At 56.5% G+C, this 14,231-nt stretch carries 12 protein-coding genes; 4 read left to right on the top strand and 8 right to left on the bottom strand.

Annotation, left to right across the window (positions count from 1 at the left end):
* Window positions 1-634: 634 nt before the first annotated feature.
* From nadR to serB, 3 genes are read right to left on the bottom strand one after another with little or no spacing between them, the layout of a single operon-like run.
* Complete coding sequence (gene nadR / locus JO226_RS23025; protein ID WP_296407889.1) at window positions 635-1,852, bottom strand: multifunctional transcriptional regulator/nicotinamide-nucleotide adenylyltransferase/ribosylnicotinamide kinase NadR; 1,218 nt, start codon at window positions 1,850-1,852, stop codon at window positions 635-637.
* Window positions 1,853-1,870: 18 nt separating this feature from the next.
* Complete coding sequence (gene radA / locus JO226_RS23020) at window positions 1,871-3,256, bottom strand: DNA repair protein RadA (protein ID WP_296407887.1); 1,386 nt, start codon at window positions 3,254-3,256, stop codon at window positions 1,871-1,873.
* Window positions 3,257-3,265: 9 nt separating this feature from the next.
* A complete protein-coding gene (gene serB / locus JO226_RS23015; protein ID WP_296407885.1) occupies window positions 3,266-4,237 on the bottom strand; it encodes a phosphoserine phosphatase in 972 nt (323 codons plus the stop codon).
* A 104-nt stretch (window positions 4,238-4,341) separates the two neighbouring features.
* Here serB and JO226_RS23010 point away from each other — a divergent pair, with 104 nt between their 5' ends.
* Window positions 4,342-4,986, top strand: coding sequence for a YtjB family periplasmic protein (locus JO226_RS23010; protein WP_296407883.1), 645 nt, complete (start codon window positions 4,342-4,344; stop codon window positions 4,984-4,986).
* A gap of 36 nt (window positions 4,987-5,022) precedes the next feature.
* Entirely contained in the window at window positions 5,023-6,039 is a 1,017-nt protein-coding gene (lplA, locus tag JO226_RS23005; protein WP_296407881.1) for a lipoate--protein ligase LplA, read from the top strand.
* A 46-nt stretch (window positions 6,040-6,085) separates the two neighbouring features.
* Here the strand turns inward: lplA and deoD are convergent, their stop codons facing one another.
* The 4 genes from deoD to deoC form a co-directional block, all read right to left on the bottom strand.
* Window positions 6,086-6,808: a purine-nucleoside phosphorylase gene (gene deoD, locus JO226_RS23000; RefSeq protein ID WP_296407879.1), complete on the bottom strand. Its 723-nt coding sequence runs from the start codon at window positions 6,806-6,808 to the stop codon at window positions 6,086-6,088.
* A 61-nt stretch (window positions 6,809-6,869) separates the two neighbouring features.
* Window positions 6,870-8,093 (bottom strand): phosphopentomutase, encoded by a 1,224-nt coding sequence (gene deoB, locus JO226_RS22995; RefSeq protein ID WP_296407877.1) that lies wholly within the window; start codon window positions 8,091-8,093, stop codon window positions 6,870-6,872.
* 58 nt (window positions 8,094-8,151) lie between these two features.
* Complete coding sequence (gene deoA, locus JO226_RS22990) at window positions 8,152-9,474, bottom strand: thymidine phosphorylase (protein ID WP_296407875.1); 1,323 nt, start codon at window positions 9,472-9,474, stop codon at window positions 8,152-8,154.
* A gap of 57 nt (window positions 9,475-9,531) precedes the next feature.
* On the bottom strand, window positions 9,532-10,311 hold the full coding sequence (gene deoC / locus JO226_RS22985; protein ID WP_296407873.1) for a deoxyribose-phosphate aldolase: 780 nt from the start codon (window positions 10,309-10,311) through the stop codon (window positions 9,532-9,534).
* Window positions 10,312-10,543: 232 nt separating this feature from the next.
* On the opposite strand from deoC, the gene JO226_RS22980 reads away from it, so the two are divergent.
* Entirely contained in the window at window positions 10,544-12,082 is a 1,539-nt protein-coding gene (locus JO226_RS22980) for a YjjI family glycine radical enzyme (RefSeq protein WP_296407870.1), read from the top strand.
* The gene (locus JO226_RS22975) at window positions 12,054-12,917 is read left to right on the top strand and encodes a YjjW family glycine radical enzyme activase (RefSeq protein WP_296407868.1); all 864 of its coding nucleotides are present in this window, start codon (window positions 12,054-12,056) and stop codon (window positions 12,915-12,917) included. Before JO226_RS22980 ends, JO226_RS22975 begins: the two co-directional genes overlap by 29 nt.
* An 8-nt stretch (window positions 12,918-12,925) precedes the next feature.
* Here the strand turns inward: JO226_RS22975 and JO226_RS22970 are convergent, their stop codons facing one another.
* Window positions 12,926-14,203 carry a NupC/NupG family nucleoside CNT transporter gene (locus JO226_RS22970; RefSeq protein ID WP_296407864.1) on the bottom strand — a complete coding sequence of 426 codons (1,278 nt, stop codon included), beginning with the start codon at window positions 14,201-14,203 and terminating at the stop codon, window positions 12,926-12,928.
* Window positions 14,204-14,231: the final 28 nt, after the last annotated feature.

Genomic DNA, 14,231 nt, shown 5'->3' with positions numbered 1-14,231 from the left:
AAACCGCAGCTCGCTGTACTTCAATCCCACTTCTCACCATTCTGCACCCACAAATTTAGATATTCCGACGCTACCGCCCCTGGCTTACCGCTACCAGAGTACTGAAACGTATTAATCATCGTATGAATGTCTAAGAAAAGTCCCGATCAATATTAATTGAACAAATACCTATTACATGCTATATTACGCATGTAAATATATTTACCGAATGGATAAATATTAATAAGAGTGTTCTTTTAATATATATCTTCCCTGCCACAATTCATGTTCATTAATTTAATATCTAAATATGAGAATTTCTATATCTTAGTATTTATTTAAATTGAAACGGTGGTGAAGAATTTCTTAAGACAGGATGTTTTTCTTTATTTATTAACCGGATGGCGTTGCAGGGCAACCTTGCATGTATGCCAGAAAAACATTCAGATGACATTACCTTTTTGAAACGTCTATTACCTACGATAATATATCGAAGATTCAAAGAAGCCATATCAATACAAGAATATAATATATATTCCTGCGAAGTTAATTCTGGAAGAAATAAACGTTTATGGAATCACAATATTGAAAATGCTTTCGAAATATATCTTCGTAGATATACGAAAGGAGCGGATGGATAAATGCATGGACGCCATCAGGCGCCCATCAGTTGCTTCACCAGTTCCACGCAGCGTAAAAACCGCCCGTCATAGTCAGCTTCTTCCACGCGTACGAACTCCACGCTGTTCTCTTTGAGCATGGCGACCAGCATCTCCTGAAACGCCTTGCGGTCACCTGAGTTGCGCTGGCCATCGGAAAGCCATGGGGTGTTGTTTTCCAGCAGAATGACAAGGTCAAAGCGGTATTCGTCGATCAGCGCCTGCACAAAGGGGTGTTCACGGCCCTCATACTTTTTACAGAACGCCTGAGTGGTCACAAAGTCGGTATCGATAAACGCCACTTTGTTGGCGTATTTCACCGCGAAATCAATGTACTGTGCATGGCCGAGCGCAATTTTGTCGTAATCGGAATACTGCAGCGCCATCTCATCACCGCCAAGGTGCGAGAAGACGTAATCACGCCCATATTCCCAGGCGCTGGTCGTATTGAAGATATTGGCCAGCTTGTTCACCAGCGTCGATTTCCCGCTCGACTCGCCGCCGAGAATCGCCACCGTCCGTACAAAGAACGGCTTCACCTCGGTGGGGATGTAATCCCAGTAGCGAAACGGGTTTTCACGGATCTGCGCGCCGCTGATATTCATAAAGGTGCGCTTGGGATCAATCAGCACCGTTTCGGTCCCAAGATGCTGGCGGAACTGCGGCGCATCGGTCTCTTCGGAGGTATAAATCCAGTTCGGCTGGATCCCTTTTTGCTCCATAAACGCTTTAACGCCGTTGCCCCACACATCCCAGCCGTAGGGATATGGCTCCATGCCCTCTTCATTAAAGGCATGAATATGAATATTTTTCTGATACTTAAAGGTCTGCAGCAACCATCTCAGGCGGTCCGGCACCGTCGGCTGCTGGGACATCGCGCTGTCTTCAAAAAGCTCGCGGTCGCGGGTGTTGTCATAACCCATGATGATATGCAGCTCGTCAACCTGGCTGCAGGCGCGCTGGATAAGGTAAATATGCCCGGTGTGCAGTGGGTAAAACTTGCCGAACACCACGCCGACATTTTTCTGCTGACGGGGAAACTCCAGCCCCAGAAAGCGGTGCAGCGCCTCAAGCTTCTGCGCGCTGGGGCTTTTGATTTTGGCATTGAGCAGCTGGCTTAAATAGCCCTTCGTCATGCCGCTGGCGTCGGCCACCTGCTGCAATGTGCAACCCTTCTGCTTAATGGCGCTTTTCAGATAATCGAATGACGACATAGGTAACCTCCGTATCACTCAGTATAAGTCGTCAAAAACGCTCAACGCATCGGAGAGCTTTTTCACACCGAAAACCTGCATACCTTCAGGCACCTTTTTCGGTACGTTCGCCGAAGGCACGATGGCGCGACGAAAGCCGTGTTTCGCGGCCTCAGAGATACGTTCCTGACCGCTGGGCACCGGACGGATTTCCCCTGCCAGCCCCACTTCGCCGAAGACCACCAGATCCTGCGGCAGCGGCCTGTCACGCAGGCTCGAAACCATCGCCAGCAGCAGCGCCAGGTCGGCGCTGGTCTCGGTGACCTTAACGCCACCGACGACGTTTACAAACACATCCTGATCGGACATCTGCAACCCGCCGTGACGATGCAGCACCGCCAGCAAAATCGCCAACCGGTTTTGTTCGAGGCCGACCGCCACCCGGCGCGGGTTCGCCATCATGGACTGGTCCACCAGCGCCTGGATCTCTACCAGCAGCGGGCGCGTACCTTCCCATACCACCATCACCGAGCTGCCGGAGGTCACTTCATCACCACGGCTTAAGAAAATAGCCGACGGGTTGCTGACTTCGCGCAGCCCCTGCTCGGTCATGGCGAACACGCCCAGTTCGTTCACAGCGCCAAAGCGGTTTTTATGGCTGCGCAGCGTACGGAAACGGGAATCGGCATCCCCGTCGAGCAGCACAGAGCAGTCAATACAGTGCTCCAGCACCTTCGGTCCGGCGAGCGAACCGTCTTTGGTGACGTGGCCGACCATCACAATAGCGACCCCGCGGGTTTTCGCAAAACGCGTCAGGTAGGCCGCCGTTTCGCGTACCTGGGCCACGCTGCCTGGCGACGACTGGATATCCGCCATGTGCATCACCTGGATGGAGTCGATCACCATCAGCCTCGGCTGTTCTTCTTCCGCAATCAGGCAGATTTGCTCAATGCTGGTTTCCGACAACATATTGAGGTTGCCGGTCGGCAACCCCAGACGGTGCGCACGCATGGCGACCTGCTGTAAGGACTCTTCCCCGGTCACGTAGAGGGTCTTCATCTGCTCGGCCAGCTTACACAGCGTTTGCAGCAGCAGTGTGGATTTCCCTGCCCCTGGGTTGCCGCCAATCAGAATCGCGCTTCCCGGCACGACACCGCCGCCCAGCACCCGGTCGAACTCTTTAAAGCCGGTGGAAAAGCGCGGTAGCTCCTCAAGACTGATATCGGAGAGCTTCTGCACTCTGGAAACGCCCGCGCTGCCGGCATAGCCGCTCAGACGCTCATTACGCGCCACCGTCGGCGACGCCGCAACGCGCATTTCGGTAATCGTGTTCCAGGCATGGCAGGCGCTGCACTGTCCCTGCCAGCGCGGGTAGTCCGCGCCGCACTCGTTACAGACAAAGGCGCGTTTGGGTGCTTTCGCCACGGTGACCTCTTACTTTTGATTCAGGCTGCCGGAGAGGATGCAGAACACCCCCATCAGGTCAGCGTGACGGATGGTAACTTCCGTCTGTTCATTCACTTTCGGTTTAGCATGATAGGCGATGCCAAGACCTGCCGCCTTGATCATCGGCAGATCGTTCGCCCCATCGCCGATCGCCACCGTCTGTACGGCAGGGATCTCGAACTCCTCCGCCAGCCGCTTAAGGGTGTTGGCTTTGTATTTGGCATCGACGATGTCGCCAATGACGTTGCCGGTTAACTTACCGTCCATGATCTCCAGCTCATTGGCGACCACGGCGGTTAAGCGCAGTTTGTCACGCAAATACTCGGCAAAGAAGGTAAAGCCGCCGGAGGCGATCGCCACCTTCCAGCCCAGCGTTTCCATCTTCAACACCAGTTGCGTGAGGCCCGGCATCAGCGGCAGATTGTCACGAACCTGGCGCAGGATATTGGCATCCGCCCCTTTCAGCGTACCAACGCGCTGGCGCAGGCTGGCGGTAAAATCCAGCTCGCCGCGCATAGCGCGCTCGGTAACCTCCGCCACCATCTCGCCGGTGCCCGCCAGTTTGGCGATTTCATCAATGCACTCAATCTGGATAGCGGTTGAGTCCATGTCCATCACCAACAGCCCCGGGCTCTTCAGGTGCGGGATTTTCCCCAGCGGCGCGACGTCCAGCCCGCTGTCGTGCGCAAGGCGCGTCGCGCGGGCGGTTAACGACCCGGCCAGGCGAATCACCTGATAATCTTCGACATACCATGCCGCAACGATAACCATTGCCGCGCCCAGCTTGTGCTGATAATCCGTCAGGCGTTGTTTATCCAGATGACGACCATACAGCAGCCATCCGCTGCGTCCGGCGTGATAATCCAGCGGCATCACTTCATCACCACTTAGCGAAAGCGGCAACCCAGGCCACAAGGAGACATCGTCGGGCAGGTCGCACCAGGTCAAACTGTTCGGCATTACAGCTCCAGTAATCTTCATTTACGGCAGGAAAATAACGCATGAGGCTACCTTGTAACCCGCGCTTCTGGCAACATTAAGCTGCAAATTTTCGAAGGTGGAATATGGTTCGCGCAAAACTGAAATTTCGACTGCATCGCGCCGCGATTGTCCTTACCTGTCTTGCCCTGCTGGTCGCCCTGATGCAGGGGGTTTCCTGGTTCAGCCAGAGCCACCAGCGACAGCGAAACCCGCAGATGGAAGACCTGGCCCGCATGCTGGCGCACCAGGTCACGCTTAACCTCGCCCCTATGATGCGCGGCGAAACCCCGGATGAAAAGCGAATCACCCCGCTGTTAAAGCAATTAACCGACAGCAGCCGCATTCTTGACGCCAGCGTCTACGACGAACAGGGCGATTTAGTGGCCCACGCGGGAGAGAGCGTGGATGTCCGCGATCGTCTGGCGCTCGACGGTAAAAAGGCTGGCGGCTATTTCAACCAACAACTGGTTGAACCTATCCAGGGCAAAAACGAGCCGCTCGGCTATCTGCGCCTGACGCTCGACACCCATACGCTGCCAACAGAAGCCAAACAGGTGGACAACACCACCAACATCCTGCGGCTGATGCTGCTGCTTTCGCTGGCGATCGGCGTAGTTCTGACCCGCACCCTGCTGCAGGGCAAGCGCACCCGTTGGCAACAATCACCCTACCTGCTGACCGCCAATAAGCCGCTGCCGGAAGACGATGAGGGTGAGAAGAAAGAATAGTCATTTATCCAGAGTAATAAAGAAAGGAAATCTGTCATGTCGACGCTGCGCCTGCTTATCTCGGACTCCTGGGACCCCTGGTTTAACCTGGCGGTCGAGGAGTGTATTTTTCGCCAGATGCCAGCCACTCAGCGCGTACTGTTCTTATGGCGCAACGCCGATACCGTGGTGATTGGCCGGGCGCAGAACCCATGGAAAGAGTGCAATACCCGGCGGATGGAAGAGGACAACGTGCGCCTGGCGCGCCGCAGCAGCGGCGGCGGCGCCGTGTTTCACGACCTCGGCAATACCTGCTTTACCTTTATGGCGGGCAAACCGGAATATGACAAAACGGTCTCCACGGCGATTGTGCTGAACGCGCTCAAGGCGCTCGGCGTCACGGCGCAAGCCTCCGGGCGCAACGACCTGGTGGTCGACACCGCAGAAGGCTGCCGTAAAGTCTCTGGCTCCGCCTACCGTGAAACCAAAGATCGGGGTTTTCACCACGGCACGCTGCTGCTCAATGCCGACCTCAGCCGTCTGGCGAACTACCTCAATCCCGACAAGAAAAAGCTGGCCGCCAAGGGGATTACCTCCGTGCGCTCGCGCGTGGCGAACCTGACGGAACTGCTGCCGGGCATCACCCATCAGCAGGTCTGCACCGCCATTCGCGAGGCGTTCTTTGCCCATTATGGCGAGCGGGTGGAAGCGGAAGTGATTTCCCCGGACAAAACGCCTGACCTGCCGAACTTTGCCGAAACCTTTGCCCGCCAGAGCAGTTGGGCGTGGAACTTCGGTCAGGCGCCCGCTTTCTCCCATCTGCTGGACGAGCGTTTTAGCTGGGGCGGCGTCGAGCTGCATTTTGACGTTGAGAAAGGACAGATCACCCGCGCGCAGCTCTTTACCGACAGCCTGAACCCGGCGCCATTAGAGGCGCTGGCAGTAAGTTTACAAGGCGGTTTGTATCGGGCGGACAGGTTGCAGCAAGCGTGTGAAGCGTTGCTGGTCGATTTCCCGGAACAGGAAAAGGCGTTGCGGGAACTGTCGGCGTGGCTGGCTCAGGCAGTGCGCTAATAAAAAAGCCCGCTGACGCTTGCTGCGCGTAGCGGGCACAAAGATCTTACGCTTTATCGCCCAGCAGAACGGATTCCAGCGCGATTTTGATCATGTCGTTGAAGGTGGTCTGACGCTCAGCGGCAGATGTCTGCTCGTGCGTACGGATGTGGTCAGACACGGTGCAGATAGTCAGGGCTTTCGCGCCAAACTCCGCCGCCACGCCGTAGATGCCTGCCGCTTCCATCTCTACGCCCAGGATGCCGTATTTTTCCATCACGTCGAACATTTCACCGCCGTCCGGCGCATAGAACAGGTCAGCCGAGAAGAGGTTGCCCACGCGCGCGTCAACGCCCAGCGCTTTCGCCGCGTCAACCGCGTTACGCACCATGTCAAAGTCGGCGATGGCCGCAAAGTCATGGTCTTTAAAACGCAGACGGTTCACTTTGGAGTCGGTGCAGGCGCCCATACCGATAACCACGTCACGCAGCTTAACGTCCATGCGAACAGCGCCGCAGGAACCTACGCGAATGATTTTCTTCACGCCGAAATCGGTGATCAGCTCTTTGGTGTAGATGGAGCAGGACGGGATACCCATACCGTGACCCATTACGGAGATTTTGCGGCCTTTGTAAGTACCGGTGAAGCCCAGCATGCCGCGAACGTTGTTCACTTCACGCACGTCTTCGAGGAAAGTTTCTGCAATGTGCTTCGCACGCAGCGGGTCGCCCGGCATCAATACGACGTCAGCGAAATCACCCATTTCTGCATTAATGTGAGGAGTTGCCATCTTCAGTTCCTTTTAAATTGTTGTTTTCGCCCGGTGGCGCAACCGCCACCCGGCAATTGCATCACAGCATGTTTTTGCCGTATTCCATTGGCGACGTACCGAAGTAAGTCGCCAGCGTCTGGCCGATGTCCGCAAAGGTTTCGCGGTGGCCGAGCGAACCCGGTTTGACTTTCGGGCCGTACACCAGCACCGGAATGTGCTCACGGGTGTGGTCGGTACCGCTCCAGGTCGGGTCGCAGCCATGGTCGGCGGTGAGGATCAGAATGTCATCTTCTCCCACCCGTTCCATCAACTCCGGCAGACGACGGTCGAACAACTCCAGACCTGCCGCATAGCCCGCCACATCGCGACGGTGGCCCCAGGAGGAATCGAAGTCGACAAAGTTGGTGAAGACGATGGTTTTGTCGCCTGCGTCTTTCATCTCTTTGAGGGTGGCGTCAAACAGCGCATCCAGCCCGGTCGCTTTCACTTTTTTGGTGATGCCGCAGTTGGCGTAGATGTCCGCGATTTTACCCACGGAAACCACGTGGCCGTCTCTCTCATCAACCAGCTTCTGCAGCACGGTCGGCGCCGGTGGCTCAACGGCCAGGTCGTGACGGTTGCCGGTACGCTGGAAGTTGCCCGCTTTATCGCCAATAAACGGACGCGCGATCACGCGGCCGATGTTGTAGCCGCCTTCGGTCAGTTCAACACGTGCGATTTCGCACAGCTCATACAGGCGATCCAGGCCAAAAGTCTCTTCATGGCAGGCAATCTGGAACACGGAGTCAGCAGAGGTATAGAAAATCGGCTTGCCGGTTTTCATATGCTCTTCGCCGAGCTGGTCCAGAATCACGGTACCGGAAGAGTGGCAGTTACCGAGGTAGCCCGGCAGGTTGGCGCGTTTCACCAGTTTGTCCAGCAGCGCCTGCGGGAAGCTGTTGTCGTGATCGGAGAAGTAGCCCCAGTCGAACAGCACCGGTACGCCAGCGATTTCCCAGTGACCTGACGGGGTATCTTTACCGGAAGAGAGCTCATGCGCCCAGCCGTATGCGCCCACCACGTCGGCGTTGGCGTCCATACCCGCTGCGATTTTACCGGTCGAACCTTGATGCGCTTTCACCAGACCCAAACGGGTCAGGTTTGGCAGATTCAGCGGGCCTTTACGGCCATTATCCGCTTCGCCTTTCGCACAGGCTTCAGCAATGTGGCCCATGGTATCAGCGCCGACATCGCCAAAGCGTGCCGCATCTTCTGTCGCGCCGATGCCGAAGGAGTCCAGCACCATAATAAATGCACGTTTCATATATTCTCTATTCTCCGTACTTAGTGCTTCATAAAAATTCGATCAGATCAGTATACCGCTATTCGGTGATACGGCGATAGACAGTAGGTGTGCTTTCCGGCGCTTTATCGTCAAGCTTAATTGCCGCTTTAACCGCCTTCGCCGCGTCCTGCCAGCTGTTTTCGTCTTTAGCGTGGATAACCGCCAGCGGACGTTGTCCGTCAACGCGGTCGCCCAGACGCGCCATGTCGGTAAAGCCGACGCTGTAATCGATAGTATCAGAGGCCTGGCGGCGACCGCCGCCCATCGAGACGACCGCCATGCCGAGCGCACGGGTGTCCATTGCGCTGACGAAGCCTTCGGTATCCGCGTAAACGGCTTTGCTGAGCGTCGCGGTAGGCAGATATTTCGCGTAATTTTCCACGAAATCGGTCGGCCCTTTCTGCGCCGCCACCATGCGGCCAAAGATCTCTGCCGCTTTGCCGTTGTCCAGCACTGCCTGCAGTTTGCCGCGGGCTTCGGCATCGTCTTTGGCAAGCTTGCCGGAGATAAGCATCTCAACGCACAGCGCCGTGGTGACGTCGAACAGGCGCGGGTTACGGTACTCGCCGGTCAGGAACTGCACCGCTTCGCGCACTTCGACGGCATTGCCCGCGCTGGAGGCCAGCACCTGGTTCATGTCGGTCAGTAGCGCGGTGGTGCGCACGCCAGCCCCGTTGGAGACGCCAACGATAGCCTCGGCAAGCGCCGCAGAAAGTTCGTAGGTCGGCATAAAGGCGCCGCTGCCTACTTTCACATCCATAACCAGTGCATCCAGCCCTTCCGCCAGCTTTTTAGCCAGAATCGATGCGGTGATAAGCGGGATGGAATCCACGGTCGCCGTGATATCGCGGGTGGCGTAGAAACGCTTGTCTGCCGGGGCAAGCGAGCTGGTCTGGCCGATAATCGCCACGCCCACGTCCTGGATAATGTCGCGAAAACGGCTGTCGTCCGGGAAGATATCGAAGCCAGGAATGGCTTCCAGTTTGTCGAGCGTGCCGCCGGTATGCCCGAGGCCGCGGCCGGAAATCATAGGGATATAGCCGCCGCAGGCAGCGACCATCGGCCCCAGCATCAGCGATGTCACATCGCCCACGCCGCCGGTGGAGTGTTTATCCACGATCGGGCCATTAAGGTTAAGGCTTTTCCAGTCCAGAACGGTTCCTGAATCCCGCATCGCCATGGTCAGCGATACGCGTTCTTCAATCGCCATATCGTGGAAGAAAATGGTCATCGCCAGGGCGGCAATCTGCCCTTCAGAGATGGTGTTGTCGCGGATACCGTTAATAAAGAAGCGGATCTCTTCGTCGCTTAATGCGTGACCATCACGTTTTTTACGAATAATTTCTTGAGCGAGAAACAAGGTAACCCCCTGAGGAATCAGGTTAAATGCGACGGATGAACCGCCGCAAGAACAGAATCAGTAGCTGCTGGCGCTTTTACCGTCGCCATGACCCAGCGCGTTGAGCAGGCTTGCCAGCAGGCTGGAAGCGCCAAAGCGGTAGTGGCGAGAATCCGCCCAGTCTGCGCCGAACAGCTCATCGGCAATCGCGAGGAATTTCTGCGCATCTTCCGCCGTGCGTACGCCGCCTGCCGGTTTGAAGCCGACAGTTTTCTCAACGCCCATATCACGAATGACTTCCATCATGATGCGCGCGCTTTCCGGGGTCGCGTTAACCGGCACTTTACCGGTAGACGTTTTGATGAAATCCGCACCGGCTTTGATGGAGATTTCAGATGCCTTACGAATCAGCGCCTCTTCTTTCAGCTCGCCGGTTTCGATGATCACTTTCAGCAGCACGTTTGCCGCCGCACAGGCGTTTTTACAGGCTTTCACCAGCTCGAAGCCCACCTGTTCGTTACCGGCGATCAGCGCGCGGTACGGGAACACCACGTCCACTTCATCGGCGCCGTAAGCAATCGCGGCACGGGTTTCCGCCAGCGCGATATCGATGTCGTCGTTACCGTGCGGGAAGTTGGTGACGGTCGCAATACGGATGTCCGGCGTACCCTGCGCGTTCAGCGTCTTACGCGCAATCGGAATAAAACGCGGGTAAATACAGATAGCGGCAGTGTTGCCTACCGGGGTTTTCGCCTGATGACACAGCGCGATCACTTTCTCATTCGTGTCGTCGTCATTCAGGGTGGTCAGGTCCATCAGCTTTAACGCGCGCAGGCTGCTTGCAGTCAAATCAGTCATGTTATCTCCGAAATCATCAATCATTTACCTTGCGGGTCTGTGACTATTTTAACACCGACCCACATCTACACTTCGATCCTCATCACAGTTAATGAAAGCTGAATGCAAATTTGCATTGCTGAGATGAGACTCAAATCACCTTTTATAGCACTACCAGGGGGAGATGGATCAAAAGTCGCTCTCGCCCTTTTCACTACAATGGCCCTATCGCCCACGCGCCTGAGGAACCGCTATGTCTGACGCATTTGAGCAACGTTGCCAGAATATTGTGACAAGTAAAACGTTAAGCCCGGAACAAAAACGCCATTTTCTGGCGCTTGAGGCGGAAAATGCGCTGCCCTATCCGACGCTCTCCGCTGACGCCCGCGCCGCCCTGGACGACGGCGTCATTTGCGATATGTTTGAAGGACATGCGCCATACAAACCGCGCTACGTACTGCCGGACTACGCCCGTTTTTTAGCCAACGGTTCACAATGGCTGGAGCTGGAAGGCGCGCAGGATCTCGACGATGCGCTGTCGCTGCTCACTATCCTGTACCATCACGTACCTTCGGTGACCTCAATGCCGGTGTATCTCGGTCACCTTGATGTACTGTTGTCACCATATGTTATAATTCTAACACAGGATGAAATCGATATTCGAATAAAACGTTTCTGGCGCTATCTCGACAGAACGCTCCCTGACGCCTTTACTCACGTCAATATCGGCCCGGAAGATACCCCTGTCACGCGTGCCATTTTACGTGCCGATGCCGAACTTAAGCAGGTTGCGCCTAACCTTACGTTTATCTATGACCCGCAGATTACACCGGATTCCCTGCTGCTTGAGGTCAGTAAAAACATTTGCGAATGCAGCAAACCCCACATCGCTAACGGACCGGTAAATGATAAAATTTTCACAAAAGGGTGCTGGGGTATCGTCAGCTGTTACAACTCGCTGCCGCTGGCGGGCGGCGGCAGTACGCTGGTGCGCCTCAATCTGAAAGCGGTCGCCCAACAAAGTCGTTCAGTCAATGACTTCTTTAACCGGGCGCTGCCGTGGTACTGCCAGCAGCAGATCGATATCATCGACGCCCGCAGCACCTTCCTCTACGAACAATCGCACTTCTTTGAGAATAGCTTCCTGGTCACGGAAGGGTTGATAGACCCGCAGCGCTTTGTACCCATGTTCGGTATCTACGCCCTCGCCGAAGCGGTCAATCTGCTGTGTGAAAAAGAGGGTATCGCGGCGCAATATGGCAAAGATGATGCGGCCAACGCCCTTGGCGTACGTATCAGCGCGCAGCTTGCCGACTTTGTTGAAAACACGCCGGTGAAATTTGGCTGGCGGCAGCGGGCGCTGCTGCATGCGCAGTCCGGCATCAGCTCCGACAGCGGCACAACGCCTGGCGTACGCATCCCCTACGGCGAGGAGCCCGATCCGGTCAACCACCTGCTGACCGTCGCGCCGCACCACGCCCACTATCACGCCGGAATTAGCGACATCCTGACCCTTGATGAAACAGTGAAACGCAACCCACAGGCCGTGATGCAGCTCTGCCTTGGCGCATTTAATGTCGGCATGCGCGAATTCAGCGCCAACGTCAGCGGCAACGATCTGGTACGCGTAACGGGCTATATGGTGCGCCTGTCGGATCTGGAGAAATTCCGCGAAGCGGGATCGCGCACCAATACCACCTGGCTTGGCGAAGAGGCCGCCCGCAACACCCGTATTCTGGAACGTCAGCCACGCGTGATTAGCCATGAACAGCAGATGCGCTTTAGTCAGTAAAATCATCCCGTTCTCCTGCGTCGACGGCCCCGGCAGCCGTCTGGCGCTGTTCCTGCAGGGCTGCAATTTACGCTGCAAAAATTGCCATAACCCGTGGACGATGGGGCGTTGCAACGACTGCGGGGAGTGCGTGTTGCACTGCCCGCACGGCGCGCTGCGCTTTCAGGCCGGGCGCGTGTACTGGCAGGAAGCCGACTGCCAGCAGTGCGACACCTGCCTGCACATGTGCCCACAGCAGGCGACGCCGATGGCGAAGCAGCTGTCGGTCGACGATGTTCTGCAACATATACTCAAAGCCGCGCCGTTTATCGAAGGGATTACCGTCAGCGGCGGCGAGGCCACCACCCAGTTGCCCTTTATCTGCGCGCTGTTCGAACGCATAAAAATGACGCCCGCCCTGAGCCATCTGACCTGCCTTGTCGACAGCAATGGCGGGCTGGGCACCCACGGATGGGAAAAATTGCTGCCGCTGTGCGACGGCGTGATGGTCGACCTCAAAGCCTGGGATAACCATGTACACACAGCAATCACCGGGCGCGGCAATGGCCGGATTCAGGACAGCATCCGCTGGCTGGCGGCACGCGGAAAACTGACTGAGTTGCGACTGCTGGTCATTCCGGAACACAGCGACTATCTACAGGCCATTACCCCGTTAAGCGCATTTATTCGGTCATTAGGAGAGGTGCTGGTGCGGCTTAACGCCTTTCACGCGCACGGCGTGTACGGCGAGGCGCAACGGTGGCGCAGCGCCCGACCAGAAGATGTCGAACCGCTGGCGCAGGCGTTACGGGACCGGGGGATAACCACGTTGCTCCTCCCGGCCCTGTATCTGTAACGCAAGACTTACAGCGCGAGGAATACCCCGGCGATGGTCGCGCTCATCAGGTTGGAGAGCGTGCCTGCCGCGACCGCCTTCAGACCGAGTCGCGCGATATCATGACGACGGTTTGGCGCCATACTGCCCAGCCCGCCAATCAGAATCGCAATCGATGACAGGTTGGCGAAGCCGCACAGAGCAAACGAAATGATCGCCTTGGTGTGATCGGAAATCACCTGCAGTCCTGCCGCCGCAACGGCAGCATCTTCTTTCAGATACTCACCAAAATTCATGTACGCCACGAATTCGTTAATGATGAGCTTCTGGCCGATAAACGAACCCGCCACGGTCGCCTCGCCCCACGGCACGCCGATAAGCCAGGCGATCGGCGAGAACAGCCAGCCCAGGATTAGCTGCATCGACAGCTGTGGGTAATCAAACCATCCGCCGATACCGGAGAGGATCCCGTTCAGCAGCGCAATCAGCGCCACAAACGCCAGCAGCATCGCCCCGACGTTCAGCGCCAACTGCATCCCGGATGCCGCGCCGGATGCCGCCGCGTCAAGTACGTTAGACGGGCGATCGATATTCTTGTTCTGGGCTTCCAGATCCGGCGAATCGTTCGGCGTTTCGGTTTCCGGCAGCATGATTTTCGCAAACAGCAGGCCGCCCGGCGCCGCCATAAACGACGCGGCAATCAGGTACTCCAGCGGCACGCCCATTTGCGCGTAACCGGCCAGCACCGATCCAGCCACCGAGGCCAGACCGCCACACATCACCGCGAACAGCTCGGAACGCGTCATGGTCGCAATATACGGGCGCACCACCAGCGGCGCCTCCGTCTGTCCCACAAAGATATTCGCCGTCGCCGACAACGATTCGGTACGGGAGGTTCTCAGTATCGCGCGCAGCGCGCCGCCAAGAATGCGGATCACAAACTGCATAATGCCGAGGTAGTAGAGTACGGCAATCAGCGAGGAGAAGAAGACGATAACCGGCAGAACGCGCAGGGCAAACACAAAGCCGCCGCCGCCGAAGACTTCAAACATCTTATCGGACACCAGCCCGCCGAACAGAAACCCAATACCTTCGTTGCCGTAGGCGATAACGTTAGCGACGCCTTCGGACATCGCCAGCAGAATAGTACGCCCCGCAGGAACATAAAGGATTAACGCGCCGATCCCAATCTGGAGAAACCAGGCGCCAAGTACGGTTCGCAGATTGATGGCACGACGATTACTGGAGAGCAGCACGGCGATAGCAAGCAGCGCTGCCATGCCGATAAGTCCCATGAGGATTTGCATACAGAGTCCCTGTGTATTGAAAACAAAA

This window comes from Pluralibacter sp. (genome assembly GCF_019237635.1).
Classification (GTDB): Bacteria; Pseudomonadota; Gammaproteobacteria; order Enterobacterales; family Enterobacteriaceae; genus Enterobacter_B.
The sequence above is the reverse complement of the archived record's forward strand: the minus strand, read 5'-3'. Positions and strand labels throughout refer to the sequence as shown.